At 60.8% G+C, this 16,970-nt stretch carries 10 protein-coding genes; 4 read left to right on the top strand and 6 right to left on the bottom strand.

Annotation, left to right across the window (positions count from 1 at the left end; genetic code table 11):
• Positions 1-119: 119 nt before the first annotated feature.
• Entirely contained in the window at positions 120-3,572 is a 3,453-nt protein-coding gene (locus ACLQ8T_RS05915; protein WP_413456013.1) for a pyruvate carboxylase, read from the top strand.
• 100 nt (positions 3,573-3,672) lie between these two features.
• The gene (locus tag ACLQ8T_RS05920; protein WP_413456014.1) at positions 3,673-4,215 is read left to right on the top strand and encodes a hypothetical protein; all 543 of its coding nucleotides are present in this window, start codon (positions 3,673-3,675) and stop codon (positions 4,213-4,215) included.
• Here ACLQ8T_RS05920 and ACLQ8T_RS05925 read toward each other — a convergent pair.
• From ACLQ8T_RS05925 to ACLQ8T_RS05935, 3 genes are all read right to left on the bottom strand, one after another.
• Positions 4,188-5,999: an AMP-dependent synthetase/ligase gene (locus ACLQ8T_RS05925; protein ID WP_413456015.1), complete on the bottom strand. Its 1,812-nt coding sequence runs from the start codon at positions 5,997-5,999 to the stop codon at positions 4,188-4,190. The two genes, ACLQ8T_RS05920 and ACLQ8T_RS05925, sit on opposite strands and share 28 nt — an antisense overlap.
• Before the next feature lie 114 nt (positions 6,000-6,113).
• The gene (locus tag ACLQ8T_RS05930; RefSeq protein WP_413456016.1) at positions 6,114-6,548 is read right to left on the bottom strand and encodes a hypothetical protein; all 435 of its coding nucleotides are present in this window, start codon (positions 6,546-6,548) and stop codon (positions 6,114-6,116) included.
• Positions 6,545-7,318, bottom strand: coding sequence for an alpha/beta hydrolase (locus ACLQ8T_RS05935; protein WP_161567496.1), 774 nt, complete (start codon positions 7,316-7,318; stop codon positions 6,545-6,547). The genes ACLQ8T_RS05930 and ACLQ8T_RS05935 overlap by 4 nt, the downstream gene beginning before the upstream one ends.
• Before the next feature lie 136 nt (positions 7,319-7,454).
• Here ACLQ8T_RS05935 and ACLQ8T_RS05940 point away from each other — a divergent pair, with 136 nt between their 5' ends.
• Both ACLQ8T_RS05940 and ACLQ8T_RS05945 read left to right on the top strand, forming a co-directional pair.
• Positions 7,455-8,126, top strand: a complete 672-nt coding sequence (locus ACLQ8T_RS05940; RefSeq protein WP_413456017.1) for a lysophospholipid acyltransferase family protein — start codon at positions 7,455-7,457, stop codon at positions 8,124-8,126.
• 71 nt (positions 8,127-8,197) lie between these two features.
• Positions 8,198-9,601 (top strand): class II 3-deoxy-7-phosphoheptulonate synthase, encoded by a 1,404-nt coding sequence (locus ACLQ8T_RS05945; protein ID WP_413456018.1) that lies wholly within the window; start codon positions 8,198-8,200, stop codon positions 9,599-9,601.
• 71 nt (positions 9,602-9,672) lie between these two features.
• Here ACLQ8T_RS05945 and ACLQ8T_RS05950 read toward each other — a convergent pair whose 3' ends face one another.
• The 3 genes from ACLQ8T_RS05950 to ACLQ8T_RS05960 form a co-directional block, all read right to left on the bottom strand.
• Entirely contained in the window at positions 9,673-11,889 is a 2,217-nt protein-coding gene (locus ACLQ8T_RS05950) for a protein kinase domain-containing protein (protein WP_413456019.1), read from the bottom strand.
• A 202-nt stretch (positions 11,890-12,091) separates the two neighbouring features.
• Complete coding sequence (locus ACLQ8T_RS05955; RefSeq protein WP_013348560.1) at positions 12,092-12,340, bottom strand: WhiB family transcriptional regulator; 249 nt, start codon at positions 12,338-12,340, stop codon at positions 12,092-12,094.
• A gap of 614 nt (positions 12,341-12,954) precedes the next feature.
• Positions 12,955-16,941 carry an FtsK/SpoIIIE domain-containing protein gene (locus ACLQ8T_RS05960; RefSeq protein ID WP_413456020.1) on the bottom strand — a complete coding sequence of 1,329 codons (3,987 nt, stop codon included), beginning with the start codon at positions 16,939-16,941 and terminating at the stop codon, positions 12,955-12,957.
• Positions 16,942-16,970: the final 29 nt, after the last annotated feature.

Genomic DNA, 16,970 nt, shown 5'->3' on the forward strand with positions numbered 1-16,970 from the left:
GTGGCAAATGCTTGCCGCTTTTCGAGACCCGACACGTTGGTGTGGCGGGCAAGCACCTGACGGAAACAGTCCCGAGGGTGCCGTTGTGCCAGTGTGTAATGATTCGATGTAGGGACACTATGTTTGAAAAGATCTTGGTCGCCAACCGCGGTGAGATTGCAATTCGTGCCTTCCGTGCCGGCTACGAGCTGGGCGCAAAGACCGTTGCTGTCTACCCACATGAAGATCGCAATTCGATCCACCGCCAGAAGGCCGCGGAGGCCTACCAGATCGGCGAAGAGGGCCATCCGGTCCGAGCCTACCTGGATATAGACGAGATTATCCGCGTTGCCAAAGAAGCCGGCGCGGACGCAATTTACCCGGGCTACGGATTCCTCTCGGAGAACCCCGACCTCGCCCGCGCTGCCGAAGCAGAAGGCATCAAGTTCATCGGTCCAAAGGCGGACGTGCTTGAACTGGCCGGCAACAAGGTCGCGGCACTGAAAGCAGCCCGCGAAGCAGGCATTCCGGTACTGGAATCCTCCGAGCCAAGCGATGACGTCGACTACCTGATCGCCGAGGCCGATCGCATCGGCTTCCCGATCTTCGTCAAGGCAGTAGCCGGCGGCGGCGGGCGCGGCATGCGCCGCGTCGACAAGCGCGAAGACCTGCCGGAACTGATGGGGGCGGCCATGCGCGAAGCCGGCACCGCCTTCGGCGACCCAACCGTCTTCCTGGAGCAGGCAGTGCTGCGTCCGCGCCACATCGAGGTGCAGATCCTCGCCGACGAGCAAGGCAACATCGTCCACCTGCATGAGCGCGACTGCTCGCTGCAGCGCCGCCACCAGAAGGTTGTCGAGATCGCTCCGGCACCGAACCTGGACGAGTCGATCCGCCAGGCGCTGTTCCGCGACGCCGTGAAGTTTGCCCAAACCCTGGGCTACCAGAACGCCGGTACCGTCGAATTCCTCGTCGATACCGTGGGCGAGCGCGCCGGTCAGCACGTCTTCATCGAAATGAACCCGCGCATCCAGGTGGAGCACACGGTGACCGAAGAAGTCACCGACATCGATCTGGTCCAGTCGCAGATGCGCATCGCCTCCGGCGAATCGCTGAAGGACCTGGGCATCAGCCAGGACGCAGTCCAGGTGCGTGGCTGGGCACTGCAGTCCCGCATCACCACCGAAGATCCGGCCAACGGCTTCCGTCCGGATGTCGGAACCATTACGGTGTACCGTTCGGCCGGCGGCTCGGGCGTACGCTTGGATGGCGGCACGATCTACACCGGTGCGGAAGTCTCGCCGCACTTCGACTCGATGCTGGTCAAGCTCACCTGCCGCGGCCGCGACTACGCCACCGCGGTGGCCCGCGCCCGCCGTGCGCTGGCCGAGTTCCGCGTGCGCGGCGTGGCCACCAACATCCCGTTCATTCAGAATGTGCTCAGCGACCCGCAGTTCCTGGCCGGTGATGTCGCTACCAACTTCATCGATTCCCGTCCGGATCTGCTTACCGGCAACGAGTCCCAGGACCGCGGCACCAAGGCGCTGAACTACCTGGCCCATGTCACGGTGAACCAGCCCAATGGCAGCCGTGTCGAGGGCATCGACCCGCGCAAGAAGCTTCCCGCGTTCCCGGGCGACAAGTCCGACGAGCCGGAGCGTTCGCCATTCGACGGCCCATCGAAGTCTGCCGCACCGGTTGATGGCTGGCGCCAGAAGCTGCTGGAGCTGGGCCCCGAGGGCTTTGCCAAGGCGCTGCGCGACTCGAAGGCGGTGGGCATCACCGATACCACCTTCCGCGACGCGCACCAGTCGCTGCTGGCCACCCGCGTGCGTACCCGCGACCTGCTCGCCGCCGCTCCGGCCTACGCGCACAACGTGCCGCAGCTGTTCTCCATGGAGGTCTGGGGCGGTGCCACTTACGATGTGTCCCTGCGATTCCTGGGCGAGGATCCATGGAAGCGCTTGGAGCTGCTGCGCGCCGAGCTGCCGAACATCCCGCTGCAGATGCTGCTGCGCGGACGCAACACCGTGGGCTACACCCCTTACCCGACCGAGGTGACCGACGCGTTCGTGAAGGAAGCAGCCTCCGCCGGCATCGACATCTTCCGCATCTTCGACGCGCTGAACGATGTGTCGCAGATGGCCCCGGCCATCAAGGCAGTGCGCGAAACCGGCACCGCGGTCGCCGAGGTGGCCCTGTGCTACACCGGCAACCTGCTGGATGCCAACGAGAAGCTGTACACCCTGGACTACTACCTGGACCTGGCCCAGCAGATCGTCGATGCCGGTGCGCACATCATCGCGATCAAGGACATGGCAGGCCTGCTGCGCCCGGCCGCTGCCACCAAGCTGGTGACCGCGCTGCGCGAACGCTTCGACCTGCCGGTGCACCTGCACACCCACGACACCTCCGGCGGCCAGCTGGCAACCCTGATGGCTGCCATCGATGCCGGCGTCGACGCCGTGGACGTGGCCAGCGCGGCCATGGCGGGCACCACCTCGCAGCCTTCGGCGTCCGCACTGGTTGCGGCGCTGGAATTCACCGAACGCGATCCGGGCCTGTCGCTGGATGCCGTGGCGTCGCTCGAACCGTACTGGGAAGCAGTGCGCGCGATGTACAGGCCATTCGAATCCGGACTGCCGGCGCCGACCGGCCGTGTCTACCAGCATGAGATTCCTGGCGGCCAGCTTTCGAACCTGCGCCAGCAGGCTATCGCGCTGGGCCTGGGCGAGCGTTTCGAAGCCATCGAGTCGATGTACGCTTCGGTCAACGACATGCTCGGCAACGTGGTGAAGGTTACCCCGTCATCCAAGGTCGTCGGCGACCTGGCCCTGCAGCTGGTCGGCTCCGGCGTGCCCGCCGCGGACTTCGAAGCGAACCCGCAGAACTACGACATCCCGGATTCGGTCATCCAGTTCCTCTCGGGCGAGCTGGGCAACCCTCCAGGCGGATGGCCAGAGCCATTCCGCACGAAGGCGCTGCAGGGACGCAACGTCAAGGCCCGTATCGAGGACCTCTCGGCGGAAGACGCGGCGGCGCTGAAGTCGGATTCGGAGACGATCCGCGGCACCCTGAACCGGCTGCTCTTCGCAGGCCCAACCCGCGACTTCGAGAAGTCGGTGGAGAACTACGGCGATTTGTCCGTACTGCACACCCGCGACTACCTCTACGGCCTGGTTCCAGGCATCGAGCATGTCATCTCGCTGGGCACCGGCGTCCGACTGCTCGTCCGGCTGGTATCGGTGTCGGAAGCTGACGAGAAGGGCCTGCGCACCGTCGTGGTCAACCTCAACGGCCAGTCCCGCCAGGTCAGGGTCCGCGATGAATCGGTGGAATCCACCGTGAAGTCCGCGCCGAAGGCCGACCCTAACGACAAGGGCCATGTCGCCGCACCATTCGCCGGAGCCGTGACGGTCAACGTCAAGGTCGGCGACCTGGTCGAGGCCGGCCAGTCGGTAGCCACCATCGAAGCCATGAAGATGGAGGCAGGCATCACCGCCAACACCGGCGGCGTGGTCAGCCAGGTAACCCTGAACGGCACCAGCCAGGTGCAGGGCGGTGATCTGCTGCTGGTCATCGAACCGAAGTAGCACCCGCCGTACCCGGAGCGCAGGGGCTCGCAACCACGGTTGCGGGCCCCTGCGCTCTGCCGCAAATGATCGTGCGAACCAACTAGCTGAAGGAGCAGGGATGCGCGCACACAAGACGAAGCCCGGGGCTGCGCCCGAGGAGCTGAAGCAACAAGTTGCCGAGCTGGGATCCAGGATCCTGCCCATCTCGGTACTGGTCTTCACCCTCGACACGCATCTGCCATTTTGCGAAATTGCCGAGCACTTGGCCGAGCAATTCGGCGAGCTGGAGTGCCAGACCACGGTAGCCACGGCCGGGCCGCAGCGCGTGCAATCGGTGAGGGAAGGCAAATTCACCGGTGTGAACGTGCTGGTGGCGGTGGGGGATACCAGCGCCGAATCCGAAGACCGGTTGATGGAACTGGTGGAATGGCTGCTGGCCAACGGCCGCAAGGAGCTTGCCGCGAACCTGATCTACGCGGTGCTCGGCCACGAGCACCAGAACCATCCCGCCCCGGCGTTCAGCCGCGTGGTCCTGCCGCGCAGCTACTATGCCCGGACACAGCAAAGCGGCCTCAAGTTGCCTTGGGCCGCTTCAGCTCGCGAATCGTGGGAGCTGGCTCATGCTGTGCTGGATTATGCAGTGGGCTTGGGGGCCGAGTAGATCTGATCGATCACTGCTTCGTAGTCCTTGAGCACTACCGCACGCTTGATCTTCATAGAGGGAGTCAGATGGCCGGTTTCCTCGGTGAAGTCAGCGGGCACGATGCGGAAGGACTTGATTGCCTCTGCCTTGGAGACCGAAGCATTGGCCTTGTCGATTACCGCCTGCACGGTTTCGAGCACCTTCGGGTGGGTCGACAGCTCCTCCAGCGACAGGTCCTTGTCAATCTGGTGGCGGGCCAGCCAGCCCGGCAGGGCTTCCTGGTCCAGGGTCACCAGGGCCGCAATGAACGGCCGGCCCTCGCCGATGACGACGCATTGGGATACCAGCGCGTCGGCGCGGATCTGGTCCTCGAGCAGGGCAGGAACCACGTTCTTGCCGCCAGCGGTCACGATGATTTCCTTCTTGCGGCCGGTGATCTTCAAGAATCCATCGGCGTCGAGCTCGCCGATATCCCCGGTACGGAACCAGCCATCGGTGAAGGTCTCGTCCTGGAGTTCCGGGCGGTTGCGGTAGCCGCGCATCACGCAGATGCCCTTGGCGAGGATCTCGCCGTCAGCGGCAATGCGCACGGCGTTGCCCGGCAGCGGCTTGCCGACGGTGCCGATCTTGATTCGGTCAAGCGTATTGACCGAAATCGGCGCGGTGGTTTCGGTCAGTCCGTAACCTTCCAGAATGGTCACGCCCATCCCGTTGAAGAAATGGCCCAGGCGTTCGCCCAGCGGGCCGCCTCCGGAGACGGCATGGCGGATGTTGCCGCCCATGGCGGTGCGCAGCTTCTTGTAGAGCAGGGCGTCGAAGAGTTTGTGCTTCAGATTCAGCGCCAGCGGAACCTTGCCCTGCTGCGTGGCCTTGGAATAGGCCACCGCGACGCTGACGCCCGCGTGGAAGACCTTGCTCTTGCCGCCGTCCTCGGCCTTGAGCATGGCTGAGTTGTAGACCTTCTCGAAGACGCGCGGCACGGCGAGGATGAAATTCGGCTTGAAGGACTGCAGGTCCTCGAGCAGGTGCTTGACGTCCGGGGTATGCCCGGTGCGGCAGCCGGCGGCCACGTTGACCACAGAGATGAAACGGGCGAATACGTGGGCCAGCGGCAGGAACATGATGGTTGACGCGCCAGGGTAGACGGCACCGGGCAAGGCAGCCACCGCATTCTCTGCCAGCTCCACGAAGTTGCCATGGGTCAGCTCGCAGCCCTTGGGGCGGCCGGTTGTGCCAGAGGTGTAGATGATTGTGGCAACATCTTCCAGGGATGCGCCTGCTCGGCGGGTTTCGAGCAGCTGGTCATCGACGTTCGTGCCATCTTCGGAGAGCTGGTCCAGCCCGCCGTCGAACTGCCAAACATGATCCAGGGAATCGAGCTGTTCCTGATGGGCGGCGCGGCGCACGACCGCTTCTTGGGCGGCGGCCTCGACAACCACGGCCTTGGCGCCGGAATCCGAAACGATCCAGGCAACCTGGCTGGGGGAGGAGGTTTCGTAGATGGGAACGGTGATGCAACCGGCGAACCAGATGGCGAAGTCGACCAGTGTCCACTCGTATCGGGTCTTGGCCATCAGGGCGATCCGGTCGCCGGCCTCGATGCCGTTGGCGATGAAGCCCTTCGCGATGGCCCGGGCATCGGCAGCGAACTGCGAGGCAGTGACATCATTCCATGTTCCGTCGGCTCCCGGCTTGGAGAACAAGGCCGGGTTCGCCGCTGAATTCGCGTGGCGCAGCAGCAGATCGGTAATGTTCGACTGCTCTGGCGAATGAATGCGAATTGGCGAGTCGTATTCGCGCATCTGGTCTTCAACTCCTGAAACTTCGTGTGGCCACAGTCAGCAAATGCGGGTAATCCGCATCACATGTTTATTACTATAGAGTAACCTACGGTGGTTCGTGCTCAAAGCCGTTTTCTAGACTTGCGCCCCATCATCTCCCGGATCGCGTTCAGTGGGAAGACGTTTCAGCAAGTATGCGACTCCGAGCAGGGCGATGATTCCCAAACCGAAATAAATGAACGCCGGAGCTGAGCGGAAAAACAGCACGCACAGCAGCAACCCCAGCGGGCCGCCAGCCGCGCCAGCCCAGGCGAGATTCAGCATCGGATCGCCAGAACCCAGTGCGGCGGGTGCTTCTGGAACGAACATTTCGCCGGTGTCGTCGTTTTCGTAGTCGCGTGGACCGCGAATCGCGGCAGGTCCGGCGTTGAACAGCTTCTCCAGCTGCGCCTTACGCTCTTCGGCGCTGGGTTCGCGTGGTGCCGTGGTATTGAGCAGGCGGAAATTCTCGACCAGCTGATCCCATTGGGGGTCTTGCTGGTTCGAAGGATGGGCATCATCTTGATTCATGCGTGTTTCTCCTTCCGCTTCTGCTCCTTGGCGGCCAGCTGCGCGAAGAAGCGGGCCGATTCATGGAAGATCTGCTCGGCATCGTAATCCAGCGTGGCCACATGCTTGGAGTGCAGGAGCATATGGTGCTCGGCCAAGGTGCCCGGGTTCAAGCCCGCGACCAGTTCGCGCACCGATTGCTCCGAAACCACGTTGTCAACGGTGGACCGGAAGAGCTGCACCGGGGCGCTGACCAATTCCAGGCGGCGGCGGGTTTGGGTAAAGAGCGCGTGGAGTTCGGCTACTGCTGCTACCGGGGTGCGCGGGTAGGCCCCTTCATCGACGCCGCGCTTGGCAATGTCATTGCTGATCGGGGCGACAGTGCGCACGGCATGCTTGAGCCAACGGGTATAGGGCGCCAAGCGGGAGTCCACGACCAGTCCAGGGTTGACCAGCGACACACCAGCCACGTTGCGCCGGGTCGCCAGGTGCAGGGCCAGCGCGCCGCCCATCGATAGCCCGGCGACGAATACCTGCTGGTGGGTCCTGGCGAGCTCGTCGAACGCTTCTTCAGTGGCATGGATCCACTGGTCGTACCCTCGGCCGACCATGTCCTGCCACTGTGTGCCGTGGCCTGGCAAAAGCGGGACGTCAGTGTCGAACCCGGCCAGCTCCAGGGAATCCGCCCAAGGCCGCATGGCGACGGGGGAGCCGGTAAAACCATGGATCAAGAGCACTGCGTTGGAGCGCACGGGCTCATTGAGCGGAGTATTGCCTTCATCAATTTTCATCTTGGTACCCTCTCGAATTCTGCCTACACCTCCGAGCGTAGTGCACAATTGAATGGTGCGGAGTGCGCTTCGACCAGCAAGGTCGCGGTTTCTCTTCCCGCGTAGCTGGTCAACTAGAAGAAGGACTTTTCCCGCCGTGCTGTACGACTTCCTCAAGCGTTTCGCTGTCCGGCCACTTATCCGAATTTTCTTCCGCGTCAAGATCCAGGGCATCGGCAATGTGCCGGAAACCGGCGCGGCAATCCTGGCTTCGAATCACTTGTCAGTGTGCGACTCGGTGTTCCTCCCCGCTGCGTTGGACCGCACCGTCATCTTCCTGGCCAAGGACGAGTACTTCAATGGCACCGGCATCAAAGGCCGGATCACCGCGTGGTTCTTCCGCAACATCAACCAGCTGCCCATGGACCGGTCGGGCGGGCAGAAATCGGCGGCCTCGCTGGCCAGCGCCAAGAAGGCGCTGGAGCAGGGACAGATGCTGGGCATCTATCCCGAAGGGACGCGTTCTCCGGATGGCCGGTTGTACCGGGCCAAGCTCGGTGTCGCCAAGCTCGCCTTGGAGACCGGCGCACCGGTGATACCGATTGCGATGATCGGTACCGACAAGGTGCAGCCCATCGGCCAGAGCCTGCCTCATCCGGGAAAGGTCGGCATCAAGATCGGCAAGCCGCTGACCTTCGAGCACCTGGGCGGCCAGCCATCGAACCCCGAAACGCTCCGTGCCTGCGCCGACGAAATCCGCAAGGCGATCAATGTCCTCTCAGGCCAGAGCTACGTTGATATCTACGCACCGCGCAAAGCGAAGAAGTAGCAGCGCACCAGTGGCAGTGTTACGGCTCGTTGTTACATTCGTCGCGGTGCTTTGAGCCCACGCCACGTAGAATGGGCAAGGTGAGCGAAGAAAACCGAACCCCATTGCCCGGCTCCTCTGTAGCCGGCCCCGCCACCGATCCGCAACTAGATTTGTGGCGTGAACTGCCAATTGCCCAGCAGCCGACCTGGCGTGAGCACAAGGACTATCAGTCCTCCATTAAGGAATTGGGTTCGCGTCCGCCACTGGTATTTGCCGGCGAAGTCGACGTATTGCGCGAACGCCTGGCCACGGCGGCCCAAGGCAAGGCCTTCTTGCTGCAGGGCGGCGACTGCGCCGAAACCTTTGCCGACGCGACCGCAGACAAGATCTCCTCGCGTGTGCGCACCATCTTGCAGATGGCCGTCGTGCTGACCTATGGCGCTTCGATGCCGGTCATCAAGATGGGGCGCATGGCTGGCCAGTTCGCCAAGCCGCGCTCCTCGAATGACGAAACCCGAGATGGTGTAACTTTGCCGGCATTCCGCGGCGACATCGTCAACGGCTACGATTTCACGCCGGAGTCCCGTGCCCACGATCCAAAGCGCATGGTGCAGGCCTACAACACCTCATCTGCGACGTTGAACCTGATCCGCGCCTTCACCCAAGGCGGATTCGCCGACCTGCGTAGCGTGCACTCTTGGAACAGCGGCTTCATGGCCAATCCGGCGCACTCCGCCTACGAGCAGCTGGCCGGAGAAATCGACTCGGCCATCCGCTTCATGGATGCCTGCGGAGCAGACTTCGAGGCGCTTAAGCGCACCGAGTTCTTCGCTTCCCACGAAGCCTTGCTGCTGGACTACGAGCGTGCGCTGACCCGCACCGACTCGCGGACCGGCTTGCCATACGACACCTCCGGCCACTTCCTGTGGATCGGCGAACGCACCCGCCAGCTGGACCACGCACACGTGGACTTCCTCTCGCGCCTACGTAACCCAATTGGCGTGAAGTTGGGCCCAACCACGGATCCAGAAGATGTCCTGGCGCTGATCGACAAGCTCGATCCGAACCGCGAGCCGGGCCGACTGACCTTCATCACCCGCATGGGTGCGAAGAACATCCGCGAGAAGCTGCCGAACCTGGTGGAGAAGGTCACTGCATCAGGAGCACAGGTGCTGTGGGTTACCGACCCAATGCACGGCAACACGGTCACCAGCCAGAACGGCTACAAGACCCGCAACTTCGAAGATGTCATGGACGAAGTCCGCGGCTTCTTCGAGGTGCACGACTCGCTGGGCACCTTCCCGGGCGGTCTGCATGTGGAGATGACCGGCGACGATGTGGCTGAGTGCCTCGGCGGCGCGGATCCGATCCGCGAGGAAGACTTCGATTCGCTGTATGAGTCGCTGTGCGACCCGCGGCTGAACCACCGCCAGTCCCTGGAAATGGCCTTCCTGGTCTCCTCGGCACTGCAGAGCCGCAGCCGCAATCGCTAGCAGCTAGAAAAGTAATCCGGTTCCCCAAGCGGGAACCGGATTATTTTTGTGAAGTGGAAGCGCCAACGGCCCTAGAAAGCGTAGATGCTGATCTCGCTGCCTCGCACGGCTTGCTGGTGCAGCGGAGATTGCATGCGCACGGTTTGGCCGAAACCGCCAAAGACATCATGGGTCTTGACGGTAAAACCGGCGGATTCCAGCGTCGTGACGGCTTCTTCCACGCCCATGCCAATCACGGACGGGATCTGGACGTACTCCGGTCCCTGCGAAAGATTTACCGTCACGGTGCTGCCATATGGGACGGTGCCCTGAGCTGGATCCTGGAGTGCGATGAGGTCTTTTTCGACCGTCGAGGAATGAACGGCTTTACCCGCTTCAAGTTCCAGGCCAACCGCCTCAAGCTTCTCCTTGGCCGCCTCCTTGCCAAGACCGATGACCGAAGGAACGCTGACCGGAGCATGTCCCTTGGAAATGGCAAGGGTGATGATGTTCTTCCTCGGCAATTTCTCGCCGGCGGCCGGGGAAGAACTGATGACTTCGCCCTCCTTGACAGATTCCGAGTAGGCTTCGGTGGTCTTAACGTCCTCGAAGCCGACCTCGGTCAGAGCCGTGGTGGCCTGCTCAAGGGTATGCCCAGCAACATCCGGAACCGCAAAAAGCTCCGGGCCTTGTGAAACGATCAGGTCGATTCCCTGGAACTTCATGATGTTTTCGCCGGTTCCAGGTTGCGAATCCACCACCCGGCCGATGGCAATCTCATCGTCGTAGGCGGTGCCTATGCGAACGGGAACGCCTTGGCCGTCCATCTGCGCGATTGCCTGCGACTGGAGCATGCCGGTCAATGACGGGATGCGGATAATTGTTCCGGGGCCGCGGCCGAAGAACCATCCTGCGCCGGCCACCAGAGCGACGACGAGGATCCACATCAGGGTGACGACGAACTTTTGCGTTCCGGTGCGCGGCTGGCGCAAACGGTGGGTTGGCACCTGGGCTTCCTTGCGCCACTTCCTTGCCGCTTGCTTCTGCGCACGCTTCTGGCCACGGACCGATAGCGGTGATTCATTGGCTTCGCCAGGTTCTTCGGTTGCGCCCAACCCATCGCGACGGGTGTACACCGACGTCGCGGCAATTCCAGGATCCGAGCCGGGATCAGCCGCACGAGGCTGGGCCAAGGTGGCTTGCGCATCGCGAAGGTCCAGGACTTCGGTGGCATCGGCCGCGGCTATGACCGTCGTCCGATCAGTATCGGCTGGAGCATCATCTAGTTCGTAGCCGGCCTCTTGCTGTGCAGCGTTCCGCTCCAGCCACAGCTGTTCACGTTCTTCCTCGCGCTCGCGTTGCATCGCATCAAGGCGCTGCTGCAGCGTCGGAGGCATCTGGGCGAATGCTTGCGGCGCGAGATCTTCGATCCCGCCGAGGTCCTCGGCACCGACATCCAATTGCGCATCGCTGAGCGTGGAGCGGATCTGGATGATCTCCTCCAGCAGCAATGAGGCATCCTGCGGACGCTTTTCCGGATCTTTCTCGGTGCACCATCGGACAAGTTCATCGAGATCTTCGGCCAACCCGGGAACGAGGTCCGAGGGCGGGGGCATGGGGGAGTCCAGATGATGTTTCATCAATGCGGCTGCATTGGTTTCGGTGTACGGCAATTGCCCAGTCAGCATCTGATAGATCATGATGCCCAGGGCATAGATGTCGCTGCGCGAATCGGCTGGCGCGCCTGAAACCAGTTCAGGAGAAACATGGGACAGCGTTGCCACGAGCGTCGCCGACTGGGTATGGGCGCTCGCGGCACGGGCCAAGCCGAAGTCGGTGACTTTGACTTCACCGGTATCGGAGAGCAGCACGTTGGCCGGTTTCATGTCCCGGTGGATGATGCCCTCGCTGTGCGCGGCTCTGAGGCCGCGGCAAATCTGCTCAAGGACGCTGAGGGCCTGGCGCGGTGTAAAACGCCCGCGTTCCTCTATGACCTGTTCGAGATTGCGCCCGCGAACATATTCCATCACGAGGTACACCAGATTGCCGCTCACGTTGTGATCTCGGATGGAGACCACATTCGGATGGGTGATATTCGCGGCGATGACAGCTTCAGATTCGAATCGTTCACGAACCGTGGACTCGCTGGCGAAGTTGTCATTCAAGATCTTCACGACAACGGCTCGGTGCAGGCGCTTGTCCATGCTGCGGTAGATCCGCGACATGCCACCCAGAGCGAGCAGATGGTCGAGCCGGTAGCGGCCATCCAGCGTCTTGCCCAGGTTCGGGTCGGTCAGGGCCGGGCTCATTTTGCGGACGCACCTGCCTGAACGGTGCGCGCGAAGCGGGCCAGAGTCACTAACGGATCCTTTCGAACATGAATACTACCTTTAATGTACCTATGTGAGCTGACAATTTGCCGTTTAAACTCGAAATCCGCCAGTGGTGTTGACCGCTGGCGGATTTCGTATAGCGTCTCGGGTTGCGAGAATTACCTCGAGCGCAGCTCAATTAAGAAGCGCGGCGAGCTCGTGCTGCGCGACGCTTCAAGGCACGGCGCTCATCTTCGCTCATGCCGCCCCATACCCCTGCGTCCTGGCCGGACTCAATGGCCCACTGTAGGCAGGTTTCGGTTACTTCACATCGACGGCAGACGCTCTTGGCCTCTTCGATCTGCAACAGGGCCGGACCGGTGTTTCCCACTGGGAAAAACAGTTCCGGGTCCTTTTCCAGACACGCCGCGCGGCTACGCCAATCCATGCTTATTGATGCTCCTTGAAATCTGAGAGGGTCTGAAACGCCAACGGCAATCAACACACAGGCAACAACGACCTAGGAGTGAAATGAATTCCTGGTTGCCTAGTGGTTAACTTCTGGCGTTTCGAAAGGTCGGTGAAGTCCGTTCGGGCACTTCGTTTAACCAACCACATAAGGTTTTCATGTAACGCGGAAGTAAACAAGAGTCGCGGAAGTGAAAAGTTGCTGAATGCCTGAGGGCTTTCTCACATGGCATTTGGCCCTTGGATCCGCTAGTTATCGGTGGTGTGGCGCGAACAACAGCGAAAGTCAATTGTTGCGGTTTGAGTTCCTGTAGAAGGTCAACGAAAATTGTTGATGTGAGCAACGAAAATACAACCCCGTCCCGCCCAACCAGTGTTTTCGTGGTTGCCGCGCTCGTCCTGATTGAAGCACTGGCTACCCTGGCGTACGCCATCAGCTACATGCTGAACCTGGATGCCAACGGAACAGTCAACATGGGCGGACAACTATTCATGCTGGCCCTTTGCTTGCTGCTTGCTGTTTGGCACGGCTCGGTTGCTATTAACTTCTTCAAGGGAAAAGCGTTCACTCGTGCTCCGATTATCGTTTGGCAACTATTCCAGCTCATCCTCTCCGTTTCGTTCCTGAGCTCCGACATCCCGATGGTGACGGCCGCGGGGGTCCTGTCCATTGTCATCGCCGGAACTACTGTGGTGATGCTCTTCGCTCCGAAGACGACCGCTTTCCTCGGAGACCGACCGAATCGCTGAAAGCCCGCCAGATAATTCGTACGGAATGTGAATCACACGAGGGTTGCCTCGTTTAGAGATGATGGCGGCCCAATAATCCTTGGACCCTTGGTCAATCTCCGGGTGGATCGGCGGCCAGTTTATCGGTTGAAGATCCTGAGGATGATGGGCTTCGACAACAATCACCTGGCGATCATCTAGCCCGTTGACGCTCATTCCCAAGTCGTAGGCGATCCTGTTGGACGGTGGAACGAATAGCGCGACACCGATCCCACTGGACTTCAGTGCCTCAATGAGCGGAGGCAGGCGCGAATCGCTAGTGGTTTCCAAGTACACGCAGAGCAATTCCTGCCGGTCCCCGGATGAGGCGTCATCGAGTGCCCGGACGAACCGATCCAAGTCCGTCAAGCCGCAAATATGCATGGCGTTCCAGCGTCCGGCGAGCACATCGCTCAACTGCCGGCGCTGTAGCATATCGGGACAGAGCACAATGGCTAGTTGCCCCGCTGGTCGAGGCACGGCTTCTCCATCAAAGGGCGAGAATCCCAGAAAAGTTTCCGGGCGCAGCGCAGATCCTGCAAGGATCTCTCTGGCCGTTGGCCGGACCGGCCAGGCGCTATCGGCGATGCTAGCCGAATGTGCGTGGGTGAGTTGGAAGACTTGCGGCGGTTGCCCGGAACTTAGTTTGACTCCGCGGCCAGGCAGCGGAGAACAGGCCGGAATCTTAGGCCAGATCATCTTCAACGACTCGGTGGCGTTGTACGGGAAAAACCATTGCTCGGTGCAAAGACCAGTGGACTTCAAGGCATTCTGGTCCCGGTCGACGGAACAAAGAACCATTGGCGATTCAGGCCCACCGAAGCGCAATAGCGTACCGAGTGCTTCATCCAAGCGTTGAAAATGCTGGGGGTGGATGTTGGACTGCAGCTGGGTGAGTGAATGTACAAGAATGATCAATGCCGGATCCTTCGGCATGGATTCCACGAAGTCGACAGCTTCGAAGAAGTCGTAGGGATCTTCACCAGTGACGACTTTGAGGTTCTTGGCGGCATCCGGAACTGGCGATGGGCCGAAGCACAATATTTTTCTTGTCGAATCCGCCAGGGAAGCAAATAGCATGCGTGCACCGGCTTCAGGCAGGCCGCAGATCAACGTTGATCGTGAACGGGCAGGGTCGAGGACCAGCGGCTCGAGCCGGGCCAGATGCAGGTTATCTGCAATGCCGCAGTAGATAGCCCCTCGCTCCTTCCCCTCCCAAGTCGGCGGCGATGGACATGGTTCTGATGGCAATGGCAACGCCGGAGCAAAACCGGATGCCGGCAGCTCCGTACCTGACCATCGTGAAGAAAGCTCGGAGGCATGGTCGCGCAATGGATCTCCGGTTGCTGATGCATCGCTCTTCTCGAATTGGCACCGGGGAAGCAAGGTGAGATCTTGGCGATTCCGCTCGAATAATTCGCCGTGCAGAGGTGGCTCGATGGCCAGATGGAATTGCAGACACCGAGTTGGCTTGGAAGCACTCTTGATGATCGCCTGGCCAGGGAAGAGGAATTTGGACGCTTGGACGGAGCCAACCAGTTCAATCGATTCGCCTGGGTCGTTGACCCTCAAAGCAATTGTCGTGTTCAAGTTCGCCTTGGTTTGCCCCGTCAAGGCGCCAGCCGGCCGTTGCGTACTGAGAATCAGGTGGATACCGAGAGCCCGACCTACCGCAGCCAAGCGATCAATTCTGGCGCTGGCTTGAAGCAGGGTTTCGATGAAGACGCGAAATTCGTCAATGACGACCAGCAATCGAGGCAGGACTGGGCCGGGTTCAGCGAGATCTTGATATTCGGCAATGTCGCTGCAACCGTGATCCGCCAAAAGCTCTTCGCGCCGACGCACTTCATGCTCCAATTGCTCTAACGTACGCTGAGCCGCAGCTTCATCAAGGTCGCTTGCGAAGAGCTGGACGTGTGGCAAGCCTGCATAAACACCGAGCCCAGCTCCACCCTTGAAATCAATGAGCACGAGAGCGAGCTGAGCCGGCGAATAGTTGCAGGAAAAATCAGCGATGATGCGCCTGAGCGCTTCTGACTTGCCCGAGCCGGTCGTGCCGCATACCAGTACGTGCGGACCGTCCTCGTGAAGGTCGAGGAACACGTCCTCTTGCTGGTCATCCAGACCCAGAAGTGCACGTAGGCACCGGGAGCCAGAGGGCCTTGAGTCTGGATTCCTTGTTGCTGCTTTCTTCGGCAGCTGCACATATTGCTGCACCATCTTGTCGAACCGAGCGAGGCTCAGCGTGCTCAGGCTCTGAAGAACTAGCCGTTCGTCGGGCAAATGCGCGCAGACGGGGCTAGGAACAATCCAATTCTCCACAGACTCGGACAATATCGGCGAAATGCCCAGCACCAGTGTGCCGGAAATGGGTTTCGGTGATTGGGCAGTGACGTAAAGGGTGGCCAGACTTGCTTCCTCTTTCCTGAGGAAGCTCGATTCATCGGAAGCGGATAGATGGGACATGCAGACGTTGTTCATCAAGAGCAACGACGCAGGAAGACAGCGAATGCTGGGATCGATCACCAGCCGTAGCTGGCCGTCATGTATGGCGGGGAGGTATCGCGCAAGAACTGCGGCGAGAATCGATCCCGCACTTCGCCCTTGCACAGTCTTCAATTGCCAGACGCCCGGGGTGCTTGGGAAGAACACCGGACCAAACCAGGGTGCATCCGTCTTCGTCTTTCTGAGGCCTCGAAATATCTTGCGCACGCCCGTGGGAGAAGGGCGGGAGATTTCTTGGGGAGACCATAGGCCCTCGCCCCAAACCAAGGGTGGTATCCGGTTACAGGACAGGCCCAAAGAGGAAGCGTCCAGTCCAGCTACGAACGCTTCGCCAAGGTCCGGGGAGTATCTCGTTCTTGCGATGATCGCGGACGCCCGCTGCTCTTGTAATTCGCTTTTCCACCGACGCCGTTCCACCACCAGCTGACCCGCAGGTACCAACCCCATCAGGGCAGAAACGCCGCTCAGGACCAGGAAGAGCATTGAACCGGTAACCACGGCAAGCAAGACGCCGGAAATGATCGGGACAAATGCGGCTAAGGCCAATGCAATCAATCGGGACAGTTCGGGCTTTGAAGGTGCCTGGATTTCCAACTGTTCGGAGGAGACCAGATGACCGGCGTCGGCAGCTAATGGATCGCCTACGGCGAATTCGGTGTTGCCTAGCCGGAAGCGTGATCCCTGTTCCAATTCGACGGACTGACGGTGGCTTCCATCTGGCATGGCAATGTCTTGCTCGGCACTCGCGTGCAGGTGCAAGCCCTGTGCTGTCACGATGACCTTCGCATGATTCCTGGAAACCAGCGGATCTTCCAACCAGAGCGGGGCAGTTCGGCCGATGGCATGCTCTCCCTTCGAGAGCGGAATCCAGGCACCAGCGTCGGGGCCGCGAAGCACTAGCAGCTTGAGGCGCGAAGCAGCGGTGCCTGTGACGAGAGGGGGCTGGGGCAGTTCATGGAGCACGAGGCGATCGGCAGCAGACAGAGTCTCCAATTCTTCTATCCGCGTTGCTCCCTCAAACCATCGATGGTCCGGGAAGTTCCGCTGCAGGAGCACGGCGAGCTGCTCGCCCGAGATTCGCCCGGACATGACAAGTTCGAATTGTCTCGGATGCTGGAATTTTCGGGAAACCAGAAGCAATTCATAGCGGACCATGAGCCCTCCTGAAGGTGATGGAAAGTAGTCGTTCCCATCAAAACCAGCAATTTGGTCGGCATCGGGAAATATAAATCCCTTTGTGGAGAAAGAATTAAGAACTATCCACAACTGCAGCAACCTCTTGAAAGCGGTCTCCGCTGCAGATAGCATCCCTTGTCATACGAATAGGTATGCTGCAC

This window comes from Glutamicibacter sp. FR1 (assembly GCF_047300825.1).
Lineage (GTDB): Bacteria > Actinomycetota > Actinomycetes > Actinomycetales > Micrococcaceae > Glutamicibacter > Glutamicibacter nicotianae.